Raw genomic sequence first — 23,501 nt, forward strand, 5'->3', positions numbered from 1 at the left:
TTAAAACAATATAAATCATAGACTTTCACCTTTTAAAACCATCGGGAAACCAGCAATACAAAACACAACTCTATCGGCGAGTTGTCCCAGCTGTTGATGTAAACGCCCCGATTCATCGACGAATTTGCGAGTGATTTCTCCCATAGGAACAACTCCAAGTCCGGTTTCATTGCTTACCAATATCACCTGAGACTGCAGTTTAGGCAGAACTTGTAATAGCTTTTGACATTCCTGAATCTGTAGATTTTGATCATCATGTATTAGTAAATTACTCATCCACAATGTTAAACAATCAACCAGAATCAACTGTCCTTCTTGATCATTTTTTTTCAATGTATCGGCAAGATAATATGTTTCTTCAATCAATTGCCATTCACTTGGTCGTTGCGACTGGTGATGGGCAATACGCAGTTGCATTTCTTCATCCCAAGCTTGTGCTGTGGCAATATAAATCACATTTAACGACGTTTCTTTTGCAATCTGTTCCGCAAGTTTACTTTTTCCAGAACGTGCTCCACCCAAAATTAATTGCAGCATGTATTCTGCTCCAAAGATGCATTTTTAGTATCTGAATTGATTGAATAATAGTCTAAATCAAATAATTTACCCTGTAGATGTTTTGCTTTATAAAAACCAAAATGCAGTTGATCTACCGTGATTTCAAACTGTTGTTGCTGTGTCATTTCAATCTCTTCTAAAATTTGTTGTGAAGGAAATTCTGCATTGTAAAGACCTAGCGTAATGTGTGGACAATAATTTGTCGGTGCAATTTCACGGGTAGAACTGGATAAAATCGTTCTTATATTACTTAGGCTATTTTGATCATCTTCAATATCAACAAATAAAGCGCTGCTGAAACTGTTTATCTTGCCTGTCTTGAGTTGAAATGCTTGAATATTGCTTTTCTTTAAATCCTGTAGTTGCTGTTTTAATTGTTTGAGTTGAAAATCATCATTAAATTGCGGAGATAGATCTGTTAAAAAACCACAAACATATAATGTGATATGAAACTGTCGCGTATTAGGTTGAAATAAAAACTTTGAAAATTGCCGTCTTAATTCATTTAGGTAATTGAGCAATTCCGGATGATTAATTTCAATATACCACAAAGCATAATCTTTCCTCCCTTTATGCCACTCAGGATAATCATGCTTTTGTGTTGCTATCGTTAAGCTTTGGGAATGTAAAAACACAGTCAAATTCACATTCATTTTAATTGTTCTATTAAAGCATGGAATGAACTGATTTAATTACTAAATTGCATGAGTGTTGTTCAATTAAAGGGAGACCTGTATCTCCCTTGCATCAAAAAAGCAATTTATTGAATATTATAGCATTGTTTAAGCTTTGAATAATCATAGTAGTAACTGTTGACTTTATAACGCGCATAATCACAGTCTTTTTTAAAACTGGTCTCTTTCTCATTGTATAACATTTTCAATAAGGTTCGACCTTGTGAGTTTTGGTAAATATCCCACTGTATGTTTGCAGCCATTGGGGAAATAACTTCACCGCGCCATGTGCTGTTATCGTAATTAAAGGTCTGTGAAAATGGCACAGATTGCATCATGCCTTTTAGCTCTAGACTGGTGGCTAAAGGAATAATAATTTCAGCATGTGCAAAACGGAGCACGGCAATATTCTTTTGACGCTTATTGATCACATCATCGACTTGTTTAAATAAATCTTGTTTAAGTGACCGTGCAATATCGGTGGTAATCGCTTTACCGGCATCAAAACTTGGTCCTTTACTATAGAAATCACCGGCATCGTTATATTGGGCATAAAATTTGGCGGCATCGATTGGCATATATTTGTTAAAATCTGTAGCGCCTAACTCGTCTTGCATGCCACCTGTAATTGAATATAACTCATATAAATAAGCCGCGGCATCCACTGCACTTGCAATGGTATTTTTGCCTTTACCTTTTTCAGTGATTTGCTCACCTTGAGGACTGGTCACAGTAAACGACCCTGTATTGCTAAAGGTATAACCGCTTTGACCTATTTTTTGAATAAACGCTGCTTTAAAAATAGGCGTTAACACCGTTGATGCAATTTTTTGAGCATTATTGTCGACACTCAATTCTTTAAGCTTTTGTTTTAAACTTAGATCATTTTCTTCAAAATCTTGATATTTCAGGCTTGCATCATAGACTTGCTTTTCTACATCCGTTTTGATGTTGCTAAGATCATCCTGTGTATTCAAGCTGTGAAAATATAAGTTAAAGCGACTTACACCACCATCAGCAATACTGGGTACAGATCCACTGCTCAAGCTTTGATAACTTGCGGGTGTAATCGAATCCTTTAAGTTCGGTTGCTGTTTTAACAATTCATGGGTAAAAAATTTAGCACTGTCTACGGCGCGATCCACGCCTGAACTGACAATTTGAATGCTTTTACCCTGTTGATTGGCTTGAATAAACAAGTCAGGTAAACGCTTTAACAGTCGATCTGCAATTCCACGATGTTCTTTAATCCCTATCGATGATTCATTGCCATATCCGTATTGGCGGATACCTTCGACCCTATAACCCAATAAAATATTGGCTTTCATCATTGCTTCCAGATCAGCACCGAGTTTTTCACCTAATGGCGTTAAAGCATTTTCTTGTTTGGCTTTTAGCCACATGTTGTAAAGTGCTAGATCATATTTAATACTCGATAAACCACGTGAACCATGTCGTGCAACAAGTTCAGTAAAAACTGCCTGATAGCCAGCAGGTTGAGCCTCATAAGTGCTTAATTTCTGTTGTGGTAAATAAGGTTGTTTGGTCTGCAAATATAGAGATGTAGCTGTTTGTGGTGGTGTAGCAGAGTTCTTATTGTCCGTATCATCATTACAGGCAGTCAGGAATAAACCAGAACTCAAACATATAAATATAGAGTGTTTAATTTTTAAATTTTTCATCAGCACAGTGTCAAATTGGACTAAATGCCGAAGAAACTAGTTCAATAATATGACATTGGTATGACTTTAAAGAAATTTCATCATTCTTGAAAACTTGTATAATCATGTTTAAGTACGTTATTTTGTGAAGAGTTTCAATTGATTTGTACAGGCGGCACCGTAATTTTCACGGACAAAAAGTAGTAAAAAGCGCTATCTCTGTCAAAGCGGAATCCATATCCTCAAGGACCAAAGGCAGCATCCCTACCGCCAAATGCGACTGCAATTTCAGCTAAAATTGACTGATGGAAAAGTAAAAGAAATTTTGTCACTTGATTACTATTAAATGAATAACCTTAATTGACATTATTTCTCTGCATTGCATTTAAAAACAATAAAATAAAATAAGAACAGTGCAAAAATGCCAATCAATAAATAATATGGGAAAATAATATTGAATTGATACAGTGCTGTACTCATTAAAGGTGCAATCACTAAACTCAACGCCTGCACCATCGTGCATAAGGCTGCTATTTTTGTTTGCTCTGCCAGTGGCACGGATTGTGAAGCACCTGTAGTAAATGCAGGCATTAAACACGCTACGGCGATTCCATAAAAAATATAAGCAAGCTGAAAGACAATAATCTGTTGGGTATAGATCGACATCAGCAACCCGATCAGCATTGCTGATAATCCAACCAATAAAAGGCGTTGTAATGACCATTTCAACCATTTAGAAATTGCCACCTGCATGCTAACCAGTGCAATGCCAACAATTAATGAGCATTGGGAAAAATACAGCGCACTTTGTTCGATACTAAATTTGAATTTGTCTTGAATATAGAAACCAGCCGTTAGATTAAGGGTAACAATCGCAATATATAAACTAAATCCTAAAATCAGCCATACCAAGGCATTGTTTAATTTATGCTTATTGTTAATCTTTGCTCGAGGCTGATCATTGAGATCAAGTTGTTCGCAGGCTGAATCTGTATGGTCTTGAAATGATTTTTGTGGATGCTCGACTGAAATGTGGTTATTTTTTTGATAAAAACATACGATCAATATACTCAAAATTGCCAGAATCGCCACAGCCAGCCACATGGGAAGCAATATCCCATAAACGATCAATAATGTGGTTAGGAATGGTCCTAAAATTAAACCCAAGCTATTGAATGCACCAAATTTTGCCATCATTTGACTACGTTGTTTTTCTTCCGCATAGCGTGTCATCACATAACTTTGTAAAGCAATCTGCGGCATTGCCATAAAAATACCTGTACTGCTACGACTCAATAACAGTAAAGTAAATAACAGCCCCATCGGTATTGCATAGCTCAGCCCATAACTGAGTACACCTGAAAATAGTCCCCAAGTGATGGTCATCCCAATAAAACCAAGACTGAGTAAACCATACTCTTTCTGTAATTTGGTTTTTTTAGAGATCCACATTGCCGTTAAACTCATTAATAAGGCACTTGCGGACACCAATAAGCCTGCCTGAAGTTCTGACATTTTGAGCTGTCGAATCAGAGGTGCAAGTAAGGGTAAAATCATCGAAAAACTCATGCCATTCGCCAAACTTGCCAACAACAGAATCGTATTATTTTTATTCATATTGACCTTATTCAAATAGCCCAATGTACTGAGATTAGATTTTTTGAGACTGAGACGCATTTCTATGCATATTCAATAAAAAAGCCTCTTATAATGCGTAAGAGGCTTGGTTTATCCATCAATACTTTAAAGTATAACTCAAACCGTAGGTACGTCCTTGTGCCGGTAAGCTTGATAGTGCGCCATACACAGATGATACAGCTTGACTATAGACCGATTTATAATCTGTATTCCAGACATTATAAACACCAAACCCAAGTGTTCCTGGTCCAACTTTGGCATTGGTAATCACATCCATTGTGGTAAATCCTTTAATTTCAGCTGGTGGGCGTGTTGAACCACTTTCAATCGCATCTTGCCGCGCTTTGTCTGTGCCACCTATTGCTAAAGCTTGGATACGTACACCAATTCCATCATCAAACTGCCAATCTGAATAGACTGTTCCTTTTAATGGGGCAATGCGAATGGCATCCAATTCCTGCCATTTGCCTTGAGTATTCTTATATTGCCCTGTGGTATAGGCTGCTGTTCCGCCGACAGTCCAATTCGATGAAACTGGATAAGAGAGATTGGCTTCAGCACCATACACACGTTCGTCTGTATCAATTACCTCTATAGCATAATTCGGTGGTCCAAATTTCAAACTCTTGTCTGAGTCATTGTAAAACGCAGTAATACCAGCATTTAAGCCTTTAGCGCTTTGAATTCTCCACCCCAATTCATAGTTATTGACTTTAATTGGATCAATTGTCTGGCTATTCACCACAAAGTTAGCGGGTACATCACGTAGCATACGTTGGATGTCTGGTAAATTTGAACCTTGTGAGAAATTGGCAAAAACCTGTTGCGCATCGGTCAGATGATAGACAGCACCAATATTAAACAGGGTTGCATCATGTTTGACCGTACCACCATTTAAGGTCTTCGCCTGATATGTTGGAACAAGATCAGCCACAACTGCTTCAGTATAAGGTGTTGAAGCATCTACATCACTCTCAACACGTTCATAACGTACGCCTGCCTGTATATCAATACGATCGCTGATGTCCAATTGACTTTGTGCAAAAAAGCCTAATTTACTGGTTTCTACATCAGGACCGAATTGATAGCGCTTAAGCGGTTTAAAGGATAAACCATTACTCGCCATAAAAGTCGCTAAATCATAACGTTGCATATCCTGAAGATCTTGCTCATTTTCATAATCTACGCCATAGGTCAGCCCCAGCTTACGACCTTGTAAATTAAAATCCTTTTGTAAAGCAAGTCGAGCCCCCCACACATCAATATCAGTATCAGATTGATAGACTAAATACGTGCTGCCTGGCGCTGGCAATGCTGTATGAGCAATAGGATTCACTGCCGGATACCAACGGGCTTTCTCATTACGATAGTAGGCTTCCGCATTTAATATCTGTGTAAAGAAGTCATCATTTTGATATTGGGTATTAAAACTATAGCGTTTGGTTCTTGGCTGATCGTCGAGCAGTAAGCCTTTCACGGCTTTTTGGCTTGGTTTCGCACCAAATAAGACCGCAAGCCCGGGACCATAGTCTGGACCATAATCACTGTCTTGTTCATCATTGTAATATTGACCACCAAAACTGAGACTTTGACCATCTGCAATTTTCCATGTCAAACGTCCATTCACATCGAAGGTTTCGGTATCTTGGCGATCTGTCTGTGCAACTTCAGGTCCGACTCGATCCCCATGACTGTCTTGAATTTCTCCACGTTTAGCATAGCCGATACCCAGTGTTCCCTTTAAAGCATCCTGATTGAATGAAATACTTTGTGAGGCTTCATAAGCCATTGCATCACTTTTAAAATTATTGCCAGAAGTGACACCGACTTTGGTTTCAAAACTTAAAGGTGCTTCACCACCATTTTTGGTGATGATATTAATGATCCCACCTGTTGCGCCGGAACCATAAATACTGCTTGCACCTGAAACAACCTCAATTCGCTCAATCATAGATGGACTAATGCTATTGAGTTGTCGTGAACCATCCCGATAACCAGTTTGAGGGACGCCATCAATCATGTATTGCACTACCCGACCACGCATCGTCATACCGTAGTTTGATGTTGTACCTGTATTCGGCGTTAAAGAAGGTACCAACAAACCTAAAATATCCGCGGTACTTTTACCCGCATTTGCCTGTTTTTCGATCTCAGCATGATCAATGCTGTACACTGTTCCAGCGATTTCGGAAATACTTTTTGCAGAACGTGTTGCGGTAACAACGATAGGTGCCAAGCTTTTCACTTCTGATACGGTATCGTCATTATTATTCGCAGGCTCTTGTGCATAAAGTTGAGTACATATGGCCAGACTTAAACAGGTCAAGGGAATGTGTATCGATTTTTTTCTCATATGTTATCCTTCCGTAATCTTTGATTTTGGATTTATTTGCGATTTTGAAATAATGAGATGCGATAAAATTACACTCATTACAGATGCAAAGGCCAGTACAATATAAAAATTGCCATAGCCTAATGATTTGGCCAGAAAACCTGAGCCTGCCCCACCAATGAAATAGACCAACAATTCAAAACACACCAGAATTGTAAAATCAGTTCCTGCTTGTTCTTTTGAACTGTTTTGCATGAAATATGCATAAAGCGAAGTCATTGCTATATAACGAATTGCCAGAAAAGCAAGGACAAAAAGCCCCAGTAATAAATGCCACTGGTTTAACCAACCGAGTAAAATAGCAAGTCCTAATAATCCGTAAATTAAAGTTCTGAGCCATCCTGCCCAAATCAGCAATTGTGTTGCCTTTATTTTTTTGAGTAAAACTGCAGCTGAAACTGCAGCCAATAAGCCTACCCCAGCCCCCACTACAGACATCAGTACACCAATCTGTGACAACGACCAGTGTTGATCGATGAGCATTGGGTTAAGCATTGCCATTGCAGGTGCTTCGACAAAGCGATAGCAGACAATCAACAATAAAGCCCAACGAATTTCTGGTCGTTTAAATGCGCGAATCAGGCTTGGCGGATTCTGCGCAATATGGTCTTTCGGTTTTTCTTTGATCTGAAATACAGCCAGCATGGTTAAAGCGGTCATGACCGCTAAACACGTTAATGCAGTTTGCCAGCCATAATATTGATAGATCCATAATGTCGCAGCGCCACCAATCATACTACCGATGGCAACACCAATACTTTGTGCCATACTGCCAAAACGATAATCCTGTTCCGAGAACGCTTCTACAGTATATCCATCAATGGCAATATCTTGGGTCGCAGCAAAAGTTGAAATCCAGAGTCCAATTACTACAAATACAGCCAAGCCGTATGAAAACTGGGTAAATGCCAGTGCCAATACCCCAAGCACCAAAGCAATTTGCGTAAACAGCAACCATGTTTTCCGTTTACCTAATTTTTGAACATATATTCGATCAATCAACGGTGCCCAAAAAAACTTAAACGCCCATGGAATATATAACAGCGACAACATTCCAATCCAACGTAGATCTACCCCTTGATGCCTTAAAATTGCAGGCAGTGCCACATTGTAAAAATACAAAGGCAAAGCGTGAGCCAGATACAGAACAATTACAACACTCAAACTCAATACTGAAATCTGCTGCGTCATTGCTGTAGGTTTTGAATTCTTTATGTTCTGCATATCCACCTCTGCACCGCCCACTGCAGAGCATCACAACGATCCAACGTAACATAATAAGGAACGCGCCAAGCCACATGTAAAGCGGGTGAATTCAAGCGTTGTTGATCTGCATCATCCAACGCAATCCTCACCAAGCCCACACAATATTTAAAAAAATTGACTTTGTTTTTTTTATACCAAGCCGCTTGAACTTGGCGATATTCCTCTGGGAAAGTCGTACCATCTAGACTTTGCATCACCAGTGCAAAATTCTGTTGATGATGCAAAAAGTTTTCAACTTCAGTGAGCCACTGCTCAAACTCGGCAATTGATACATCTTTTGAAAACGTCATATCCATAATTTGAATATGTGTAGACTGGTAACTCATATGGAGGGTTCAACTCGCTCTGTTTGGTTTGGAAATTTCTTTTGCGCAAGATACTGCTGAGACTGCGTTAAATAATCCCCAAATTTTTGATAAAAGGTCTCTCTAAAACAATAATACAGCATGGCATCTTTCTCAGGCATTGGAATTATACCCTGAGCTTCATAGCACATGTCTTCTACTACTGCTGCATAAGGTTTGACTTTAGAGTCAGGTTCACCCACGATTTTCAATGAGGCTGCATTTTCAAAGATATAAAAGCTCAACAAACGCATCACTGCTCTCAGATAACCTTTACCAAATGCTGATTTTTCACCAAAAAGCAGATGCCAACCTAAATCTAATTCATGTCCCTTATAATAACGCCCCAATCTATCACGTTTTCCTTCATAAATTTCGCTATAACCTACATCTTGTCCGTCTACACCGACGATTAACAAACGATGATGGTCGTCAGCCAGTTGCTTTTCAAAATACACCTTGAGTTCCAATTCAGACTTATTCAATTGCCACTGCGGAATGACATGGGGTTCATGCATCCACTTGTGTAACAGTGCCATATCATCAGGATATTGCACCTGGCGCAGGTAAAACTGTGTCCCATTTTCATAATACTCATAAAAATCTGGTAATTGCTGTGATAATGTTTTCATTGATGTCACCTTGATAAAATGTATTGCTTCAATATTTAAGATTCAATTTGGATACTATGCAGACAGGCTAGCTGAATGCTTTTGAGTGAAATGCTGTTGTTGCAACTGTTGTTCCGCCCACTGCTGCAATGTGGTTGGACTGACAGGATTTGCGATCAAATCCAAAAAAACAGGAACAGGACGTTCAGCTTCATCGTTATAGCTGGTGGTAAACAGACGCACGCGGTTTAGACAGATCTTGTCGTACTGGCTTCTAAACATTGCAAATTTGTCAATACGTGCCGATAGTTCAGGATGCTTTTGATGAAACTCAGCAATCACATCCGAAATTGTTTGCCAAAATTCCACTTCGCTATGCGCGGGGAAGTCCTGTAAAAATACATTACAGATATAACGGTAATGCACCATGAATAAGCCTGTAAAAATAAAGTGACTGAGTTCCAAGGCTGAATGGCGAAGTAATATTTTTCCTTCTTCTGGCAGTCCGGACAGTTCTGGGAAATCTTCATCCACTAGGTTGATATCATCAATAAAGTCTTTTAATACCATTGCTTGAGGTCTACCATTTTCATGGATCAGCATGGTATTTTCACCATGTGGGGAAAACGCTAGACCATATTTATACAAACAAATCAGTAAGGGCGTTAAACTTACAACGGCAAATTGCTTTAACCACGCCAATGCTGTCAATCCCGAGGCTTGAATCAGCACCTCAAGAATAGATTTACCGTGAATATCTCGATGTAATAACGCAGCTTGAGATAGCACTTGCTGATGATCTTCGACAAAAGGATCTATACTTTCTCGCCACAGGCAACCAAATAATTCCTTGAATTGATAAGGTGCACCTTCGATTTGATCATAACAAGGCTGCTGTATGGTCAATGTTGCGACTTCACCGAGAAACACCACACCAGTATTTTGTAAATCTGTATCTTCATCGAGCAATTTTTTTAGCCAAGCTGTAACTGCAGGTGCTGCAAGGTTTCGTTTCGACGGCAAACCTCGGTAAACTGCTGTATTAAAAATACTCACTGGCAGTTTAATGTAATGACGTTGTGTGTTTGATGTATTGCATAATGTCCGAATGGACTGCATTGGGACATAATCATCTTGGCCAATATCAAGCTCTACAATTCGTTGATGGACAATTTCATTGCTATAAGTCGGTACAATCCATTGATGCCATTGCCAAGCATGCACAGGAATTAAAAAATAGTCTTCGGCATTTAAATTCAGGCTATGCATTTTTTCACGGAAGCGATCAAGTTCCTCAGCATCAAATTCATGCCGATATAGATCTATTGCTTGCCATTCATTGGTGGAACGAAACTCCGCCAAATCAGCATGTACAGCCAACCAAAGTAGTTTTACTCTGGGTGAAATTTCGGGGGCTGCACTGAGATAGTCATCATAACCGAATCCCATACGTCCCTTACTCATGATGAGCCATGGATGTCCACGTAACATACCTTCAATGCTATAGTGTGGTTCAGTCAATACAGCTGAGCTCGTTAAGCGGTTTTCATCAAAGACATGCGCTTCTGCAAGCCAGGTATTATTCATTTCTTTGATCAAATAGGCTTTGGTAAAGGGTTTTACTTGGGCTTGATTTGAAAATGCTGCTATGAATTGGTGTAAATTCCAAGCAACTTCAATGGCGTCTTGATTTACATTGCGGACAGAACCTTCTTCAATCCACCAATGTCCCAGTAGATATTGTCTGCCATTAAACTGATAGCACTGATCATCCAGAGTGATCTGGAATAAATTGCCTCCCATGTGGTCTGCCTGAATAATTTCCTCATATAAAAATTCAGCAATTGCCATTTCGATCAGGCGCTGTCCTGCACTACGCCACTGCTTCTGGTTAATTTTTAATTGGGCAAAATTCATATGCTTTTCTCAATATTTGAATATCGTTGTTGGTTTTGTTTATGCTGCGCACATTGCGGTAAAGTTGCTGATGAGGTTTTCAGGTTTTTTGCCGAATGCTCAATCTCTTTAGTCGGTCTGTAAGACTGTATCGCTGGATTTTTTGGAATCACTTGAACCTGTGGATTGTGGAAAGGATCAAAATGTTGAAAACATTGCGATTGCTCAGGAAGATCATACAAGGCATAACCGCATAGCTGATTGGCAATCGTTGCTGCACGATATGCCCCCAAGCCCAAGTCTGGTGTACCGACACCGTGACTGTGCATTTCCATATTTTGTACATAGATTTCGCCTACACCTGTATATGCACTACGATAGTCTATAGTGATATCCCAATGTCCTTGTGCATTGGTCTGGATCAGCGGTTTAATATGTTTGAGGAACTCAAACTCTGGACTCATATAACCTGTCGCACAAACGACATAATCACTGTCAATGCTGAAATGATTTAAGCCAACACGATCCTGAAAAATCAGTTTGATTTTCCCCTCAGATGTCAATGCTGCATCTATTAAATTAGACTGACTATGTAAATGTGTCGCCAGCTGTTGATTGGCAATATTTCGATGGTAAAGTTTTTTATAGATTTCTCGAATGGTCTGGGCACTAATACCTTTATAGAGATATGCCTGTTTTCCTAATTGCAAATCCTTATTTAAAACATCAAATTTATAAAAATGCTGAATATAATCTGGACTGAAATGCTCTAAACCCAAAGGCGTATATTCCATCGGGAAAAAGCCATTGGCACGTGTCAACCAGTTTAGGTTGAACTGAGGTTTAGACACTTGATCGAATCGGTACTGACGATCAAATAAATCCAAAAAGATTTCAGCTGCTGACTGCCCAGAACCTAGAACCACCACATTGCCTTGTAAATCTTGTTTTGAATGCTCAAGATAGTCTGCTGAATGCTTGCAGCGTTCAGGGTGCTCATGCATGAACTTGCGCATACATTGCGGTACATAAGGAGCGTTACCAGCCCCCAATACAAGATTTCGACAATTGTAACGTTGTTGAATACCATCTTGATGCACAGACACCTCAAAGCCATAGCTTTTAGGAATAATATCCGTCACTGTCGACAAATACTGAATACACTCAAGTTGATCCGCCACCCATTGACAATAATCGTTATATTCCTTACGTGGAATATGGGGCTGTTCAAGAAAATAAAACTTGTATAAGCGTTGTTGATCTTTTAAATAATTGAGAAAACTAAATGGACTGGTTGGATCTACCATGGAGACCAAATCTGCCATAAATGGAACCTGCAACAAGGTATTCGGTAACTGCATCCCCGCATGCCAATCAAACTGCTGCTTTTTTTCGAAAAAGAGATATTGCAAATCAGATTTTTTATGTAACAGGCTGGCCAGACTTAAATTAAACGGACCTAAGCCAACAGCAATAAAATCAAGCATAGATGGCATCCTTCTGTTTAAGACATAGAGGATTGGGCAATTGGACATACACTGATTGCTGTTCAACGGGAGCGATCAGCTCATCCAATTCATATAAACGCGTCAGTAAATTACCTTTATAAGGCAACGTTGGCTGATATAACAAAGCGTGCAGTAAAGTACTTTCAGGATATTGTTTGAGCAAGTCAGATAATTTATCCTGCAGCACATGAATGAGTCTTTGCTCAGAAATACTGCCTGTTGCACCGATTGCATTGATAATGCCGAAAATAGTATTGCCAAAGAAATAGTAGCTAAACCGTTCATCTACAAAAGACTTCGGTCCAACAGCATGTGCTTTTTCATCAAGCTCAGGAAATTCTTTTAATATTTCAGTCGCATATTCTTCGATATAGTAAAACCCCTGATTGTCTCTTAACCATAAATTTTTAGGATAGGCATTTTCCAACTCAACCAAGACATTCTGTTGATGTGATTCAAATGCCATGCCGTAACGATGATAGAGATACATCATGGGCACTAAACTGATTTCCAAGAACTGCTTGAACCAATTTAATGCAATTTGTTCAATATTGTGCTGAGGTTCAGCTTGAGCAATTTCTTCAAACAAATGATCAAAACGATTTAAATCCTTTTCAGGATGATCCTGACATAAAGATGCAATACAGGTGACCTGCTGCTTTTTGTCAAAAGGTTGATCTCTGAAAATACAGATGGTTTCATTGACAATACTTTCTCCCAGCTTCAACGCAGTCCATGCCGGATCGTTAACCGCTTTAAGCGTAGGACAATGTTCAACAATCGACTGCCCCATCGGCCCATGCCACAAGCGATGGGTCATTTCGCCACGATGGCACTCTTTGGCTAAATTGATGCGGATTGAATTGGTAATCATTACTGACAAGGACGGCTTGACCATCCACGGCGCGGCATAACTGGCTAAAGTTCTTACTGAAGTTGTAGCTGAAAACTGCCAAGCTTTTTCACCAAAATCGATCAATTTTTTTTTGGCTGTTAACTCCTTGTACCAGTCTTTACTTTGTAAATATCGCGCTTGCCAAGGATGTAGAGGCAGTAACTTATAGCTTGAATAGGTATTCAGTAATGTGATTTCAGCTTCATTTAAATACCATTGTATCTTTTGCTTGAGTTGTGATGTGATGTTCTCTTCACAAGAAGCATTGCTTTCAGCGACATATTCTGGTGCAACCAACCAGTAGTACAACTGGGTTTGACCTTGATGTTCAGGAGAAAATTTCCGCCAGTCTTCATGTATAAATCCCAACCTACTTTTAGGTGCGGGATGCATGCTGTGCCCTAGAATTAATGCTTGTTCTGATTGAATGAAATCCTGTTTTGCCTGAATCAAGCGATCAAAATCAGGCTCTCGATGTGTTAAAAACTGAAGCAATGCATCTCGACTTTGAATCCACTTTTCCACCAGTGATGCGCAATCCAATGTTTGCGAAGCGTTTTGTACCAACTCTTCCAACAGTAAGCTGACCATCGCAATTGCACTAAACTGCTGTAGTTGTCCTCTAATAAATAGTTGTGGAAGTCTGGCGATTCTATGTCTGCCAACAAAACTGCGATATGACAATGGAACAAATAATTGAGATTGAATTGATTCCAAAGGAATTACTAACAACGTCAAGCCTTGGCTAAACGTGAGTTGAGTAGAATTTTGTTGATATTTTTCAAGTAAAATTCCACTGCCTGTTTCTTGTGAGTATGCATTGATTAGGTGCTGCATCGCCAATCGGCTGGCAAGCTCTTTCATCTGACCATATCCTCTATACAAGACTTTTTACTGCACTAAAAAGTTCTAAATTTAATTTATGTTTTTTCTTGGATCATGCTGTCATGCCCAGCACAAATCGATCTTAATGTTAATAATTCTCATTTAAGAATGCAATTTTGTATTTTTCATGTATTAGGATAGTTAATTTGATGATTTTATGAATTTTTATCGTAAATCGTATTTTTTCTGAACATCCCTATCTTAAAATTTTTAATGGTATTAAATGATAATATTCTCATTTAGGATTGAGAGATTTCATGAAAATTTTCATTAAATTGCATTATTTAAGTTATTTCGTGCTTAATATCACAAATTAGCTTAAAAACAGAAAATTATCAGGATAGAAATTAGGAAGGTGTTTTTAGTGTAAAATTTAATTTATGTTTATCTAAGAAATAGTTCTATTTTTAACATAAATTTAATCAGTAGTTTTAGATAATATTCAATATTGTATTGCATAAAAAAACCTCCTTAAGGAGGTTAAAATTTAAATAGAAAACATTATTTAATTTCAATAGCACGAGCCATAATGCTTTGAGATATGTCTTGTTTAAGTCTAACGATAAGTGTTTTATCTGTAGCAACTAAACCTTCTTGGTCTAATACAGCAGATACATCTTTTGGCGTTAATGTATACATTGCACCTGTAGCAGGATCCACAATCAGTACTCCGATCAGCCCGAACCCACCAAAAACAATATTACCAAAATACCAACCGCTAACTTTTGCTTTTACTTCTATAGTTTTAGGCTGAAAACCTTCTTTTGTAAATGTTATATTGTAGATTTCACCTTTAAAATACCCAGCACTCTTGTTTAGAGTAACTGTGACTGGGGTTTGTCCAATATGTACCTTTTCTCCTTTCCTGTTGGTTATACTAATTTGACTAGCTTCAGGAACACTTTTAAAAGAAAGTGTTTGAGTTGAACCTGAGATGATACTTGCACATCCAGTTATTGACAATGAAAAAACCAGTGTGGAAATTTTAAAAAAATTATTCATCGAAATCATGTGTTGAGTTTTGTAATATAATATAACCCACTATATACATAATTTTACATAAGTAAATATAGTCTTGATTTCATTCATCATGTTTATTGTATTGTATTGCAGTATCCTAGATTTAAATTCACTATAAAGATCAAATTCAAACACTTTGTCCAATCTTGGCAATAGCATTTACAAACTACATCCAGAATAAACAATACGACATGACTGCTGATTGCTTAAAGAGCAAAACAATAGTGCAGCATCCTTGGCCTTATCCTCTGAAACATTATATTTTATTTCCGATTTTTGCCCGCCATTGATTGGATCCGCCACGGCAACGCAACCATTTTTATAGGTATGCGTAAGCTCACACTTTTGTACAGCATGCTGTTGACATGCTTTTAATGCATCAGCTTGCGCCTCATCTTTAGCTCTATGGTTTTTTGAAAAACCAACCGAACGCCCCTTTAATTCCCTGCCTTTTTCTTCAGCAATTGCTCCCCATAAGTTTTCAGCCATAGGATACAGTGCTGGACTTTGATTATAATTTCCACCGCCTCCACCTGAAATCGGCGCACAGCCTTGAACACCTTGCCCACCAACTGGATAATATCCCGAAGGACAATTACCTTCAGCATGAGTATTGGAAATTCCTAAAAAAATTAAGAGACTGATAAAAATAGGAAATTTTAAAATCTGATGTTTGGTTATGATCACTTTATCTATTCCTTTGGGAAGTGAAATGTTAAATAAAACTTATGCATCTTTTTGAATATTATCAATTTGTCACTGATCAATCATAAATCAAAAATTATTTCCAAGCTATTATGCTACAACAATCATGTAAATTATTTTGTAATTATTCTATTTTGACAAGAAATATAATTAGATATAAAAACTTACTTTTCATTTTGGAAAAAGTTGGAATCGTTGATGATTCAGCAGAATCATATTGATTGTTTATATATAAAGCAATTTTGACAAAATAATAAAAATATTTTTGAGTGACATTCTAAAACTTCTTTCAGGATTGCTTATTCATCCAAAACATCAACAAAATTTGCACCTAAAACACGTGCTAAATCCTGAGGATTAAGTCCGATATCAAGTCCTCGTTTTCCGCCACTTACATAAATTTTTGCAAATGCCTCTGCACTTTCATCAATAACCGTTTTTAAACGTTTTTTCTGACCAACCGGACTAATACCGCCAACCAAGTAACCTGTTAAACGTTCTGCATCTTTTGGATCTGCCATATGCAATTTTTTACAGCCAAAAGCATTCGCCACTTTCTTCAAATTCAGTTGATGATTGACAGGGAGTACTGCAACGAAATAATTTTTGTCATCCGTTACCATGAGTGTTTTAAACACTTCTTTCACGTCCAATCCCAATTTTTCTGCAGCTTCTAAACCAAAGCTTTTTGCATTCATGTCATGTTCATATTCATGAATAGAAAATTCAATTTTATTTGATTTTAAAACTTTACAGGCTGGTGTCATAAGATCAACAAGAGGTGGAAATTAAAAAGATATTGTAATTATAGGACGATTGTTAAAAATTTTAAATTCGTTTTCAACATTGATTGCTCAAAATTATCACTTGTAAAATCTTGAACAACCTGATTAAAATCATCTCAAAGACTTCATTTTAATAGAACAATGCCATCTATCTATCAATTAAAACCAGCATTTCAAAACTTATTGCGCCCTTTGGTACAATGGCTTTTCAAGCGCGGTGTTACTGCAAATCAAGTTACACTTTTTGCGATGTTTATTTCATTGGGTTTAAGCATTTTTTTATATGTGTATTATTTGAATCATCCTGTGAATTGGTGGTTATTACTGTTTCCATTATGGATGCTGATTCGAATGGCATTTAACGCAATTGATGGCATATTGGCACGAGAGTTTAACCAACAATCCAATTTAGGTGCTTTTTACAATGAATTAAGCGATGTAGTTGCAGATACAGCACTTTATGTTTGCTTGATTGCATTTGGCTTTATCCATGCAAAACTACTGTTATTGGTGGCTTTTCTTGCTATTTTAAGTGAATACACTGGCGTAATGGCTCCATTGATTGGACAACAACGTCGTTACGATGGCCCGATGGGAAAAAGTGACCGTGCATTTTGGTTTAGCTTAATTACAGTGCTGATTATGGTTTTTCCATTGTTCAATACAAATTTACAACTACTCAGTTTAATCTGTAATGGCATACTCAGCCTCATGGGTGTGTTACTTGCTTTAACAATCTATAACCGAATTAAAAATAGTTTAAAAACAGCTTCATAAAATAGTTTCATCTTTAGGGTAAATTGGTATGTATAACAATAGTCACCACACCTTCACCAGTCACGATGGCACAGTATTGTTCTATCAACACTGGGCAACAAAAACACCTTCTGAAAGCAAGAAAGCCATTATCCTATTTCATCGTGGACATGAACATTCTGGCCGAATGGCGCATTTAGTTGACGAACTTAAGCTATCAGACTTTGATTTCTTTGCATGGGATGCCCGTGGTCATGGCGATTCTCCGGGTGAGCGTGGAGATGCCCCGAGCTTTTCTGCCTGTGTAAAAGATATTCAATATTTTGTCCAACATATTCAGCAGAACTATGCAATTGACCCTGAGAATATTGCCGTTGTAGCGCAAAGTGTTGGTGCGGTACTTGCAGCCACATGGGTACATGATTATGCACCTAAAATCCGTGCCCTGTGTTTGGCTTCACCTGCTTTTGACATCAAGCTTTATGTACCCTTTGCAGAACCAAGCTTAAGAGTTATGGAAAAGCTGCGCGGTAACTTCTTTATTCAAAGTTATGTCAAAGCCAAAATGCTCACTCATGATGAAGAACGTGCATCAAGCTATGATACGGATCCGAAAATTGCGAAAGCAATTTCAGTAAGAATGTTACTCGGGCTTTACGATGCTTCAAAACGTATCGTTGCTGATTCACAAAATATCTTTGTACCAACCCAAGTCTTATGTTCAGGTTCAGATTTCGTCGTTTTCCAAAAACCACAACGTGAGTTTTATCAAAAACTTCCACATCCTAAAAAAGAATTACACATTTTAGATGGTTTCTTCCACGATACATTGGGTGAAAAAGACAGACATATTGCAACCGAAAAAATACACCGATTTATTCAACAATGCTTTGCAACAGCATATCAGGCACCAGATGTTTTAAATGCCGATAAAATTGGTTCAAGCTGTGCGATTGCAGAAGATCTCAGTTCCCCATTACCCGCTAAATCAATAAAGAATGCATTTTGGGAATTGACCAAAAAGAACTTAAAAATTGGAAGCCATTTATCCCAAGGTTTAAAAATTGGTGAAGATACAGGATATGACTCAGGCAGTACTTTAGATTTTGTCTACCGCAATCAAACTGAAAGCACTAACCCGATTGGTAAAATCATTGATCGCCAATATCTGAATGCAATTGGTTGGCGTGGTATTCGAGTACGCAAACAGAATATTGAATCTTTACTACAAAAATATGCAGATATTCTGATTAAAAAACGCAAGCCGCTCCGGATTATGGATATCGCATCTGGACACGGGCGCTATATTTTGGATGCGGTTGCTCAATTGCCTAAACAACCTGATTCGATTTTGTTACGTGACTATAGTGACATCAATGTAAATGCTGGTCAGAAAATGATTGCAGAACGTGGATTAAGTCATATCGCTGAATTTGTTCAAGCAGATGCTTTTGACGCAGCGTCATTAGCTTCGGTAAAACCAAAGCCTTCTCTAGCCGTGGTATCTGGTTTGTACGAACTGTTCAGTGACAATGATTTATTACGACAATCTCTTGATGGACTAAGTAAAGCGATACTTAAAGATGGCTATCTAATTTACACAGGTCAAATCTGGCACCCACAACAAGAGTTTATTGCTCGTGCGCTTACTTCACATCGCGAAGGTGATGCATGGGTAATGCGTTTGCGCTCACAGGCAGAAATGGATGCGCTGGTTGAAGCTGCCGGCTTTAAGAAGGTTGATCAGTGTATTGATGAGTTTGGAATATTTACAGTTTCAGTCGCACAAAAGCTATAAAAGCTGTTATTAGATTTCTTGGCTGAATAGTAATTTTATTCAGCCATCAATGCTGATTAAAATAATAATGGATGTCGTATGCCAACACTCATCAAAGAATCAGGAACCTGGAAATGGGGCTTGCTTTGCTTGGTTCTCTTTGCACCTTTCTTTTTCCTCACTTATGGCTTTGCAAATCAATACGCATCTGCATTAACGGATGTTCCAAGTATTGTTTTTGACTGGGAAAAAAATATTCCGCTCTGGCCTTGGACTATTGTGCCTTACTGGTCAATTGACCTGTTTTATGGTCTATCCCTGCTACTGTGCTGGAACAAGTTTGAACTCAAACAACAGGCTCTCAGACTGTTTTTAGCACAAGTGATTTCAATCAGTTGCTTTTTACTGTTCCCATTAAAATTCAGCTTTGAACGACCTGCTTTGGATGGTTTTTTCGGTCTTTGGTTTGATGTTCTTATGGGCTTCGATAAACCTTTTAACCAAGCGCCTTCTTTGCATATTGTTCTAATGGTCATTCTTTGGGATTTTTATCGTCGACATGTACAAGGCTCATGGAAATACTTGGTGGACTTTTGGAGTGCGTTGATCGGACTGTCTATCCTTACCACATGGCAGCATCATTTTATCGACCTTCCTACAGGGATTTTAGTCGGAGCTTTGTGTTTGTGGTTATTTCCAATAACGGTTAAATCACCATTCAGAAAAGATGGCTTACAGCAGCTTACAGCAAAACATTTAAAACTAGGCAGTTATTACCTGTGTGGAGCTGTAATTTTCTTGATCTTGGCATATGAATTAAGACCCTGGGGATTATGGCTGATTTATCCAGCCGTCAGCTTATTTATCGTTGCCCATAGCTATAGTTTTGTACGGCCTCACTTTTTCCAAAAACAAACCAATGGAAAAATGACCGTCGCTGCACAGATTCTACTTGCACCATACCTTATTTTTGCATGGCTCAATAGCCGAATTTGGACTAAAAAACATCCTGAAGATTCATTGGTGATTGATTCGGAAAACAGAAAAATCTTTATTGGGCGGATTCCCACTCAAAAAGACAGCCAAAAATATACCGCAATTTTTGATTGTGTTGCAGAGTTACCCTTAAACAGTGAATCTGAGTATCAACAGTATCCAAGCCTTGATTTGATTCCTTTACAAGCCAATCAGCTTGACTATGCAGTGAATCGGTTCAATCAGTTACTGATAAACATTGATCACAGTCCGTCACAAAATATTCTTGTCTGTTGTGCTCTGGGATATTCAAGAAGTAGTGCTTTACTCGCTGCTTGGTTAATGCAGCAAAATCAAGATGCAACTGTTGAAGACGTGATTGAAATTATTCGTAAAGCACGTCCGTGGGTGGTGCTTAAAGCTGTTCAAATTGAAGAGCTGCAAATTTATCAGCTTAAACTAAAAGGTTTAGCACCATGAAAATGAATTTCTTTGTGGTTGCTAAACTTTTGTCTGCAAGCGCTGGTTTAATGTGTTCAGGTTATCTGGCATTTGCTTTATCTGTTTTTGCAATATTATTCAAAGGTTGGCAATCGTTTGAGTTTTGGATATTCATTGTCATTACATTATTGCTGATGGCTGCACATCATTATCTCTCTTTTAGAGTCAAATTTGATGCTCAATTGATTGAAATGATTGCAAAAAAATCCCAAACAGATACGATTGAAAATCTTACACAACAGTTTGATCAAACTTTAGTGGAGATGAAACTGCTCCCAGCGCACAAAGTAGGTCGTGATTGGTCCCTGCGTTTTGCAGGTTGTTTTCGATTGATCAAATTGCAAATTGCACTCCTATTCATACAATATCTGGTTTTAGTGATTTTAATTTATCGAATTATCTAAGTTGGCTCCTTGGTTTAAGCAATCTTTGATGGTTAATTTTTAGATTAAAACTCAAACTAAGCTAGGGGCTAAAATGCCTATATTTGAAAGACTAAGATCGATAAATTGCTTTAAATTACGCTATGATTCAAAAAGTAAAAATGATAAATTAACATTTAGATATAAATGATTTTTACTTTTTATTCAAAACTGTTAATTTAAAATCGATAATGAATATATCGTTGAATTCAATATAATTTTGTACTTTTGAAAAGTAGAGATTTACTTTCTTATCATTTCATCATTCGTATGAATAGTACAAAAATGATTTAATATCAATTGGCTTAAATAATGAATCAGTTACCTGAACAGCGTCCCCAACAAGATTTAAAAATAGAGAATAATGCGCCTGTGCAGAACAAAATGCAGGCTTTACAGCCACCTCGTGGAAATCTGGCATCTAGTTCGATTGCTCGTTTTATTGCATTTTTAACCCGTCGTGGTGCGCGCTTGATCACAGGTGCGCGCAGTTTGTGGATTGGTTGTCAGCCTGAAATGAAACAACGAATCTACTATGCCAATCATAACAGCCATATCGACTTTATTTTATTGTGGTCTTCACTTCCCAAATTAATGCGTCGAAAGACCAAACCTGTTGCTGCATCGGATTATTGGCTGAAAGATGGTTTTCGCCAATTTTTGATAAAAGATACTTTTAATGGAGTCACCATTCAACGTAACCGAGAAGATGGTTCAGATCCATTACAGCCTGTAAAAGATGCTCTCGCACAAGGATATTCGATTATCTTCTTCCCTGAAGGTACACGCAATCTGGACGATGATGTTGAATTACTGCCATTTAAGAGTGGTTTATATAACCTGCATAAGCAATTCCCCGAAATCGAAATTGTACCTGTTTGGATTTCAAACTTAAGACGTGTCATGCCTAAAGGCTCTTTTATACCTTTACCTCTATTATCTACAGTATGTTTTGGCTGCCCTTTAGAGCAACATTTAGAGATGGATAAGACCGCTTTTATTGACTATGCCCAAAAACAATTATTGCAATTAAAAGAGGTTGAAAATCAATGATTCTTGATAATCTATATAAGACCTATCTTTTATTTGGCATTTTTGCGGGCATTTTGGTTTTTGCCTCCTCAGTGGGATTTATTCTTAAACAAAAAGCGGGACATCAGCCTGCGCCAGTCATTGATAACTTAAATGCTCGAATCAATGCTTGGTGGGTGATGTTAATTGTCATTGGTGCAGCAATTCTTCTTGGTCAAACTGCATTTATTATCTTATTTGGCATTATTTCGCTTTTTGCATTGCGTGAGTTTATCAGTTTGTTGCCGACACGGCGTGGTGATTACTTTCCGCTGTTGATTGCTTTTTATTTTGTGATTCCATATCAATACTATTTAATCGCTATCGACTGGTATGGCTTATATTCTATTTTTATTCCACTGTATGTGTTTTTACTGATTCCGATTGCCAGTTTAAAACAAGAAGACACCAAGCATTTTCTTGAACGCAGCTCTAAAATTCAATGGGGTTTGATGGTCTGTGTTTTCTGTATCTCTCATGTCCCTGCACTACTTAATTTAAAGCTACATGGTTTTAAGGGTGAACCAATTTGGCTGGCAATCTGGTTGATTATGGTTGTGCAGGCATCAGATGTTTTGCAGTATGTATGCGGAAAGCTTTTTGGCAAACACAAGGTTGCCCCTGTTTTATCTCCTTCTAAAACTGTAGAGGGTTTGCTTGGCGGTATCGTCCTCGCCACTGCTCTAGGTGTTGCTATGGCATGGCTGACCCCGTTTAGTTATTTACAGGCAGCATTTATTGGGCTTGTGGTGTGTATTTTTGGCTTCTTTGGTGGTTTGGTTATGTCTGCGATCAAACGTGATCGTGGTGTTAAGGATTGGGGACAATTGATTCATGGTCATGGTGGTATGCTAGATCGTATTGATTCTATTTGTTTTTCAGCACCGATCTTTTTCCATATTTTAAGATATTGGTGGAGTTAATCTGCCATCATCGGCTAATCTGTAAAAAATGAAGAGTAAAAGTTCAAATATTTTATATTAGGTCTTTTGCGAAAGTAGGTTTTTGCTCATTTGTGCTTGATGCGACAGCTTCTAAATCAAAAGCCATCCCTACTCGAATCTCAAACAATGCCAGAGGTCTATAAAATCTAAACCTTGCGAAGCAGTGCCTCTCATCTTTCAGAAACAGGGGAAATTTCCTTATACTCAGTAATTTTTT

Annotated in this window: 20 protein-coding genes; 6 read left to right on the top strand and 14 right to left on the bottom strand. The window is 38.0% G+C overall.

Annotated features, from left to right (window positions below):
* Nucleotides 1-15: 15 nt before the first annotated feature.
* The 14 genes from cobU to ybaK all read right to left on the bottom strand — a co-directional run bounded on the left by cobU (nt 16) and on the right by ybaK (nt 16,820).
* Nucleotides 16-537: a bifunctional adenosylcobinamide kinase/adenosylcobinamide-phosphate guanylyltransferase gene (cobU, locus tag IMO47_RS03160; protein ID WP_196077072.1), complete on the bottom strand. Its 522-nt coding sequence runs from the start codon at nt 535-537 to the stop codon at nt 16-18.
* A complete protein-coding gene (locus IMO47_RS03165) occupies nt 525-1,193 on the bottom strand; it encodes a 2'-5' RNA ligase family protein (protein WP_196077088.1) in 669 nt (222 codons plus the stop codon). Before IMO47_RS03165 ends, cobU begins: the two co-directional genes overlap by 13 nt.
* Before the next feature lie 125 nt (nt 1,194-1,318).
* A complete protein-coding gene (locus tag IMO47_RS03170; RefSeq protein ID WP_196077071.1) occupies nt 1,319-2,914 on the bottom strand; it encodes a histidine-type phosphatase in 1,596 nt (531 codons plus the stop codon).
* Between the two features lie 345 nt (nt 2,915-3,259).
* The gene (locus IMO47_RS03175) at nt 3,260-4,510 is read right to left on the bottom strand and encodes an MFS transporter (protein WP_196077087.1); all 1,251 of its coding nucleotides are present in this window, start codon (nt 4,508-4,510) and stop codon (nt 3,260-3,262) included.
* A gap of 118 nt (nt 4,511-4,628) precedes the next feature.
* On the bottom strand, nt 4,629-6,884 hold the full coding sequence (locus tag IMO47_RS03180) for a TonB-dependent receptor (protein WP_196077070.1): 2,256 nt from the start codon (nt 6,882-6,884) through the stop codon (nt 4,629-4,631).
* Between the two features lie 3 nt (nt 6,885-6,887).
* Entirely contained in the window at nt 6,888-8,147 is a 1,260-nt protein-coding gene (locus tag IMO47_RS03185) for an MFS transporter (RefSeq protein ID WP_196077069.1), read from the bottom strand.
* A complete protein-coding gene (locus tag IMO47_RS03190; RefSeq protein WP_196077068.1) occupies nt 8,135-8,515 on the bottom strand; it encodes a hypothetical protein in 381 nt (126 codons plus the stop codon). The genes IMO47_RS03185 and IMO47_RS03190 overlap by 13 nt, the downstream gene beginning before the upstream one ends.
* Complete coding sequence (locus IMO47_RS03195) at nt 8,512-9,165, bottom strand: GNAT family N-acetyltransferase (RefSeq protein WP_196077067.1); 654 nt, start codon at nt 9,163-9,165, stop codon at nt 8,512-8,514. The genes IMO47_RS03190 and IMO47_RS03195 overlap by 4 nt, the downstream gene beginning before the upstream one ends.
* Before the next feature lie 54 nt (nt 9,166-9,219).
* Entirely contained in the window at nt 9,220-11,061 is a 1,842-nt protein-coding gene (locus tag IMO47_RS03200; protein WP_196077066.1) for an IucA/IucC family protein, read from the bottom strand.
* A complete protein-coding gene (locus IMO47_RS03205; RefSeq protein WP_196077065.1) occupies nt 11,058-12,527 on the bottom strand; it encodes a SidA/IucD/PvdA family monooxygenase in 1,470 nt (489 codons plus the stop codon). Before IMO47_RS03205 ends, IMO47_RS03200 begins: the two co-directional genes overlap by 4 nt.
* The gene (locus tag IMO47_RS03210; RefSeq protein ID WP_196077064.1) at nt 12,520-14,307 is read right to left on the bottom strand and encodes an IucA/IucC family protein; all 1,788 of its coding nucleotides are present in this window, start codon (nt 14,305-14,307) and stop codon (nt 12,520-12,522) included. Before IMO47_RS03210 ends, IMO47_RS03205 begins: the two co-directional genes overlap by 8 nt.
* 522 nt (nt 14,308-14,829) lie before the next feature.
* Nucleotides 14,830-15,330, bottom strand: coding sequence for a hypothetical protein (locus tag IMO47_RS03215; RefSeq protein WP_196077797.1), 501 nt, complete (start codon nt 15,328-15,330; stop codon nt 14,830-14,832).
* A gap of 177 nt (nt 15,331-15,507) precedes the next feature.
* Nucleotides 15,508-16,035, bottom strand: coding sequence for a DUF4189 domain-containing protein (locus IMO47_RS19540; RefSeq protein ID WP_242052591.1), 528 nt, complete (start codon nt 16,033-16,035; stop codon nt 15,508-15,510).
* Between the two features lie 317 nt (nt 16,036-16,352).
* Nucleotides 16,353-16,820, bottom strand: a complete 468-nt coding sequence (gene ybaK / locus IMO47_RS03230; RefSeq protein ID WP_196076429.1) for a Cys-tRNA(Pro) deacylase — start codon at nt 16,818-16,820, stop codon at nt 16,353-16,355.
* Between the two features lie 159 nt (nt 16,821-16,979).
* Here ybaK and IMO47_RS03235 point away from each other — a divergent pair, with 159 nt between their 5' ends.
* The 6 genes from IMO47_RS03235 (at nt 16,980) to IMO47_RS03260 (ending at nt 23,263) form a co-directional block, all read left to right on the top strand.
* Nucleotides 16,980-17,615 (top strand): CDP-alcohol phosphatidyltransferase family protein, encoded by a 636-nt coding sequence (locus IMO47_RS03235; protein ID WP_196076430.1) that lies wholly within the window; start codon nt 16,980-16,982, stop codon nt 17,613-17,615.
* Nucleotides 17,616-17,643: 28 nt separating this feature from the next.
* Nucleotides 17,644-19,392: a bifunctional alpha/beta hydrolase/class I SAM-dependent methyltransferase gene (locus tag IMO47_RS03240; RefSeq protein ID WP_196076431.1), complete on the top strand. Its 1,749-nt coding sequence runs from the start codon at nt 17,644-17,646 to the stop codon at nt 19,390-19,392.
* 78 nt (nt 19,393-19,470) lie between these two features.
* Nucleotides 19,471-20,826, top strand: a complete 1,356-nt coding sequence (locus tag IMO47_RS03245; RefSeq protein ID WP_196076432.1) for a phosphatase PAP2/dual specificity phosphatase family protein — start codon at nt 19,471-19,473, stop codon at nt 20,824-20,826.
* Nucleotides 20,823-21,251 (top strand): hypothetical protein, encoded by a 429-nt coding sequence (locus IMO47_RS03250; RefSeq protein WP_196076433.1) that lies wholly within the window; start codon nt 20,823-20,825, stop codon nt 21,249-21,251. The genes IMO47_RS03245 and IMO47_RS03250 overlap by 4 nt, the downstream gene beginning before the upstream one ends.
* 330 nt (nt 21,252-21,581) lie before the next feature.
* Nucleotides 21,582-22,322, top strand: coding sequence for a lysophospholipid acyltransferase family protein (locus tag IMO47_RS03255; protein ID WP_196077656.1), 741 nt, complete (start codon nt 21,582-21,584; stop codon nt 22,320-22,322).
* Nucleotides 22,319-23,263 (top strand): phosphatidate cytidylyltransferase, encoded by a 945-nt coding sequence (locus IMO47_RS03260; protein WP_196077657.1) that lies wholly within the window; start codon nt 22,319-22,321, stop codon nt 23,261-23,263. Before IMO47_RS03255 ends, IMO47_RS03260 begins: the two co-directional genes overlap by 4 nt.
* Nucleotides 23,264-23,501 lie beyond the last annotated feature (238 nt).

Origin of the sequence: Acinetobacter sp. Res13-Abat-PEC15-P4-01 (assembly GCF_015676285.1) — a bacterium.
GTDB lineage: Bacteria > Pseudomonadota > Gammaproteobacteria > Pseudomonadales > Moraxellaceae > Acinetobacter > Acinetobacter nematophilus.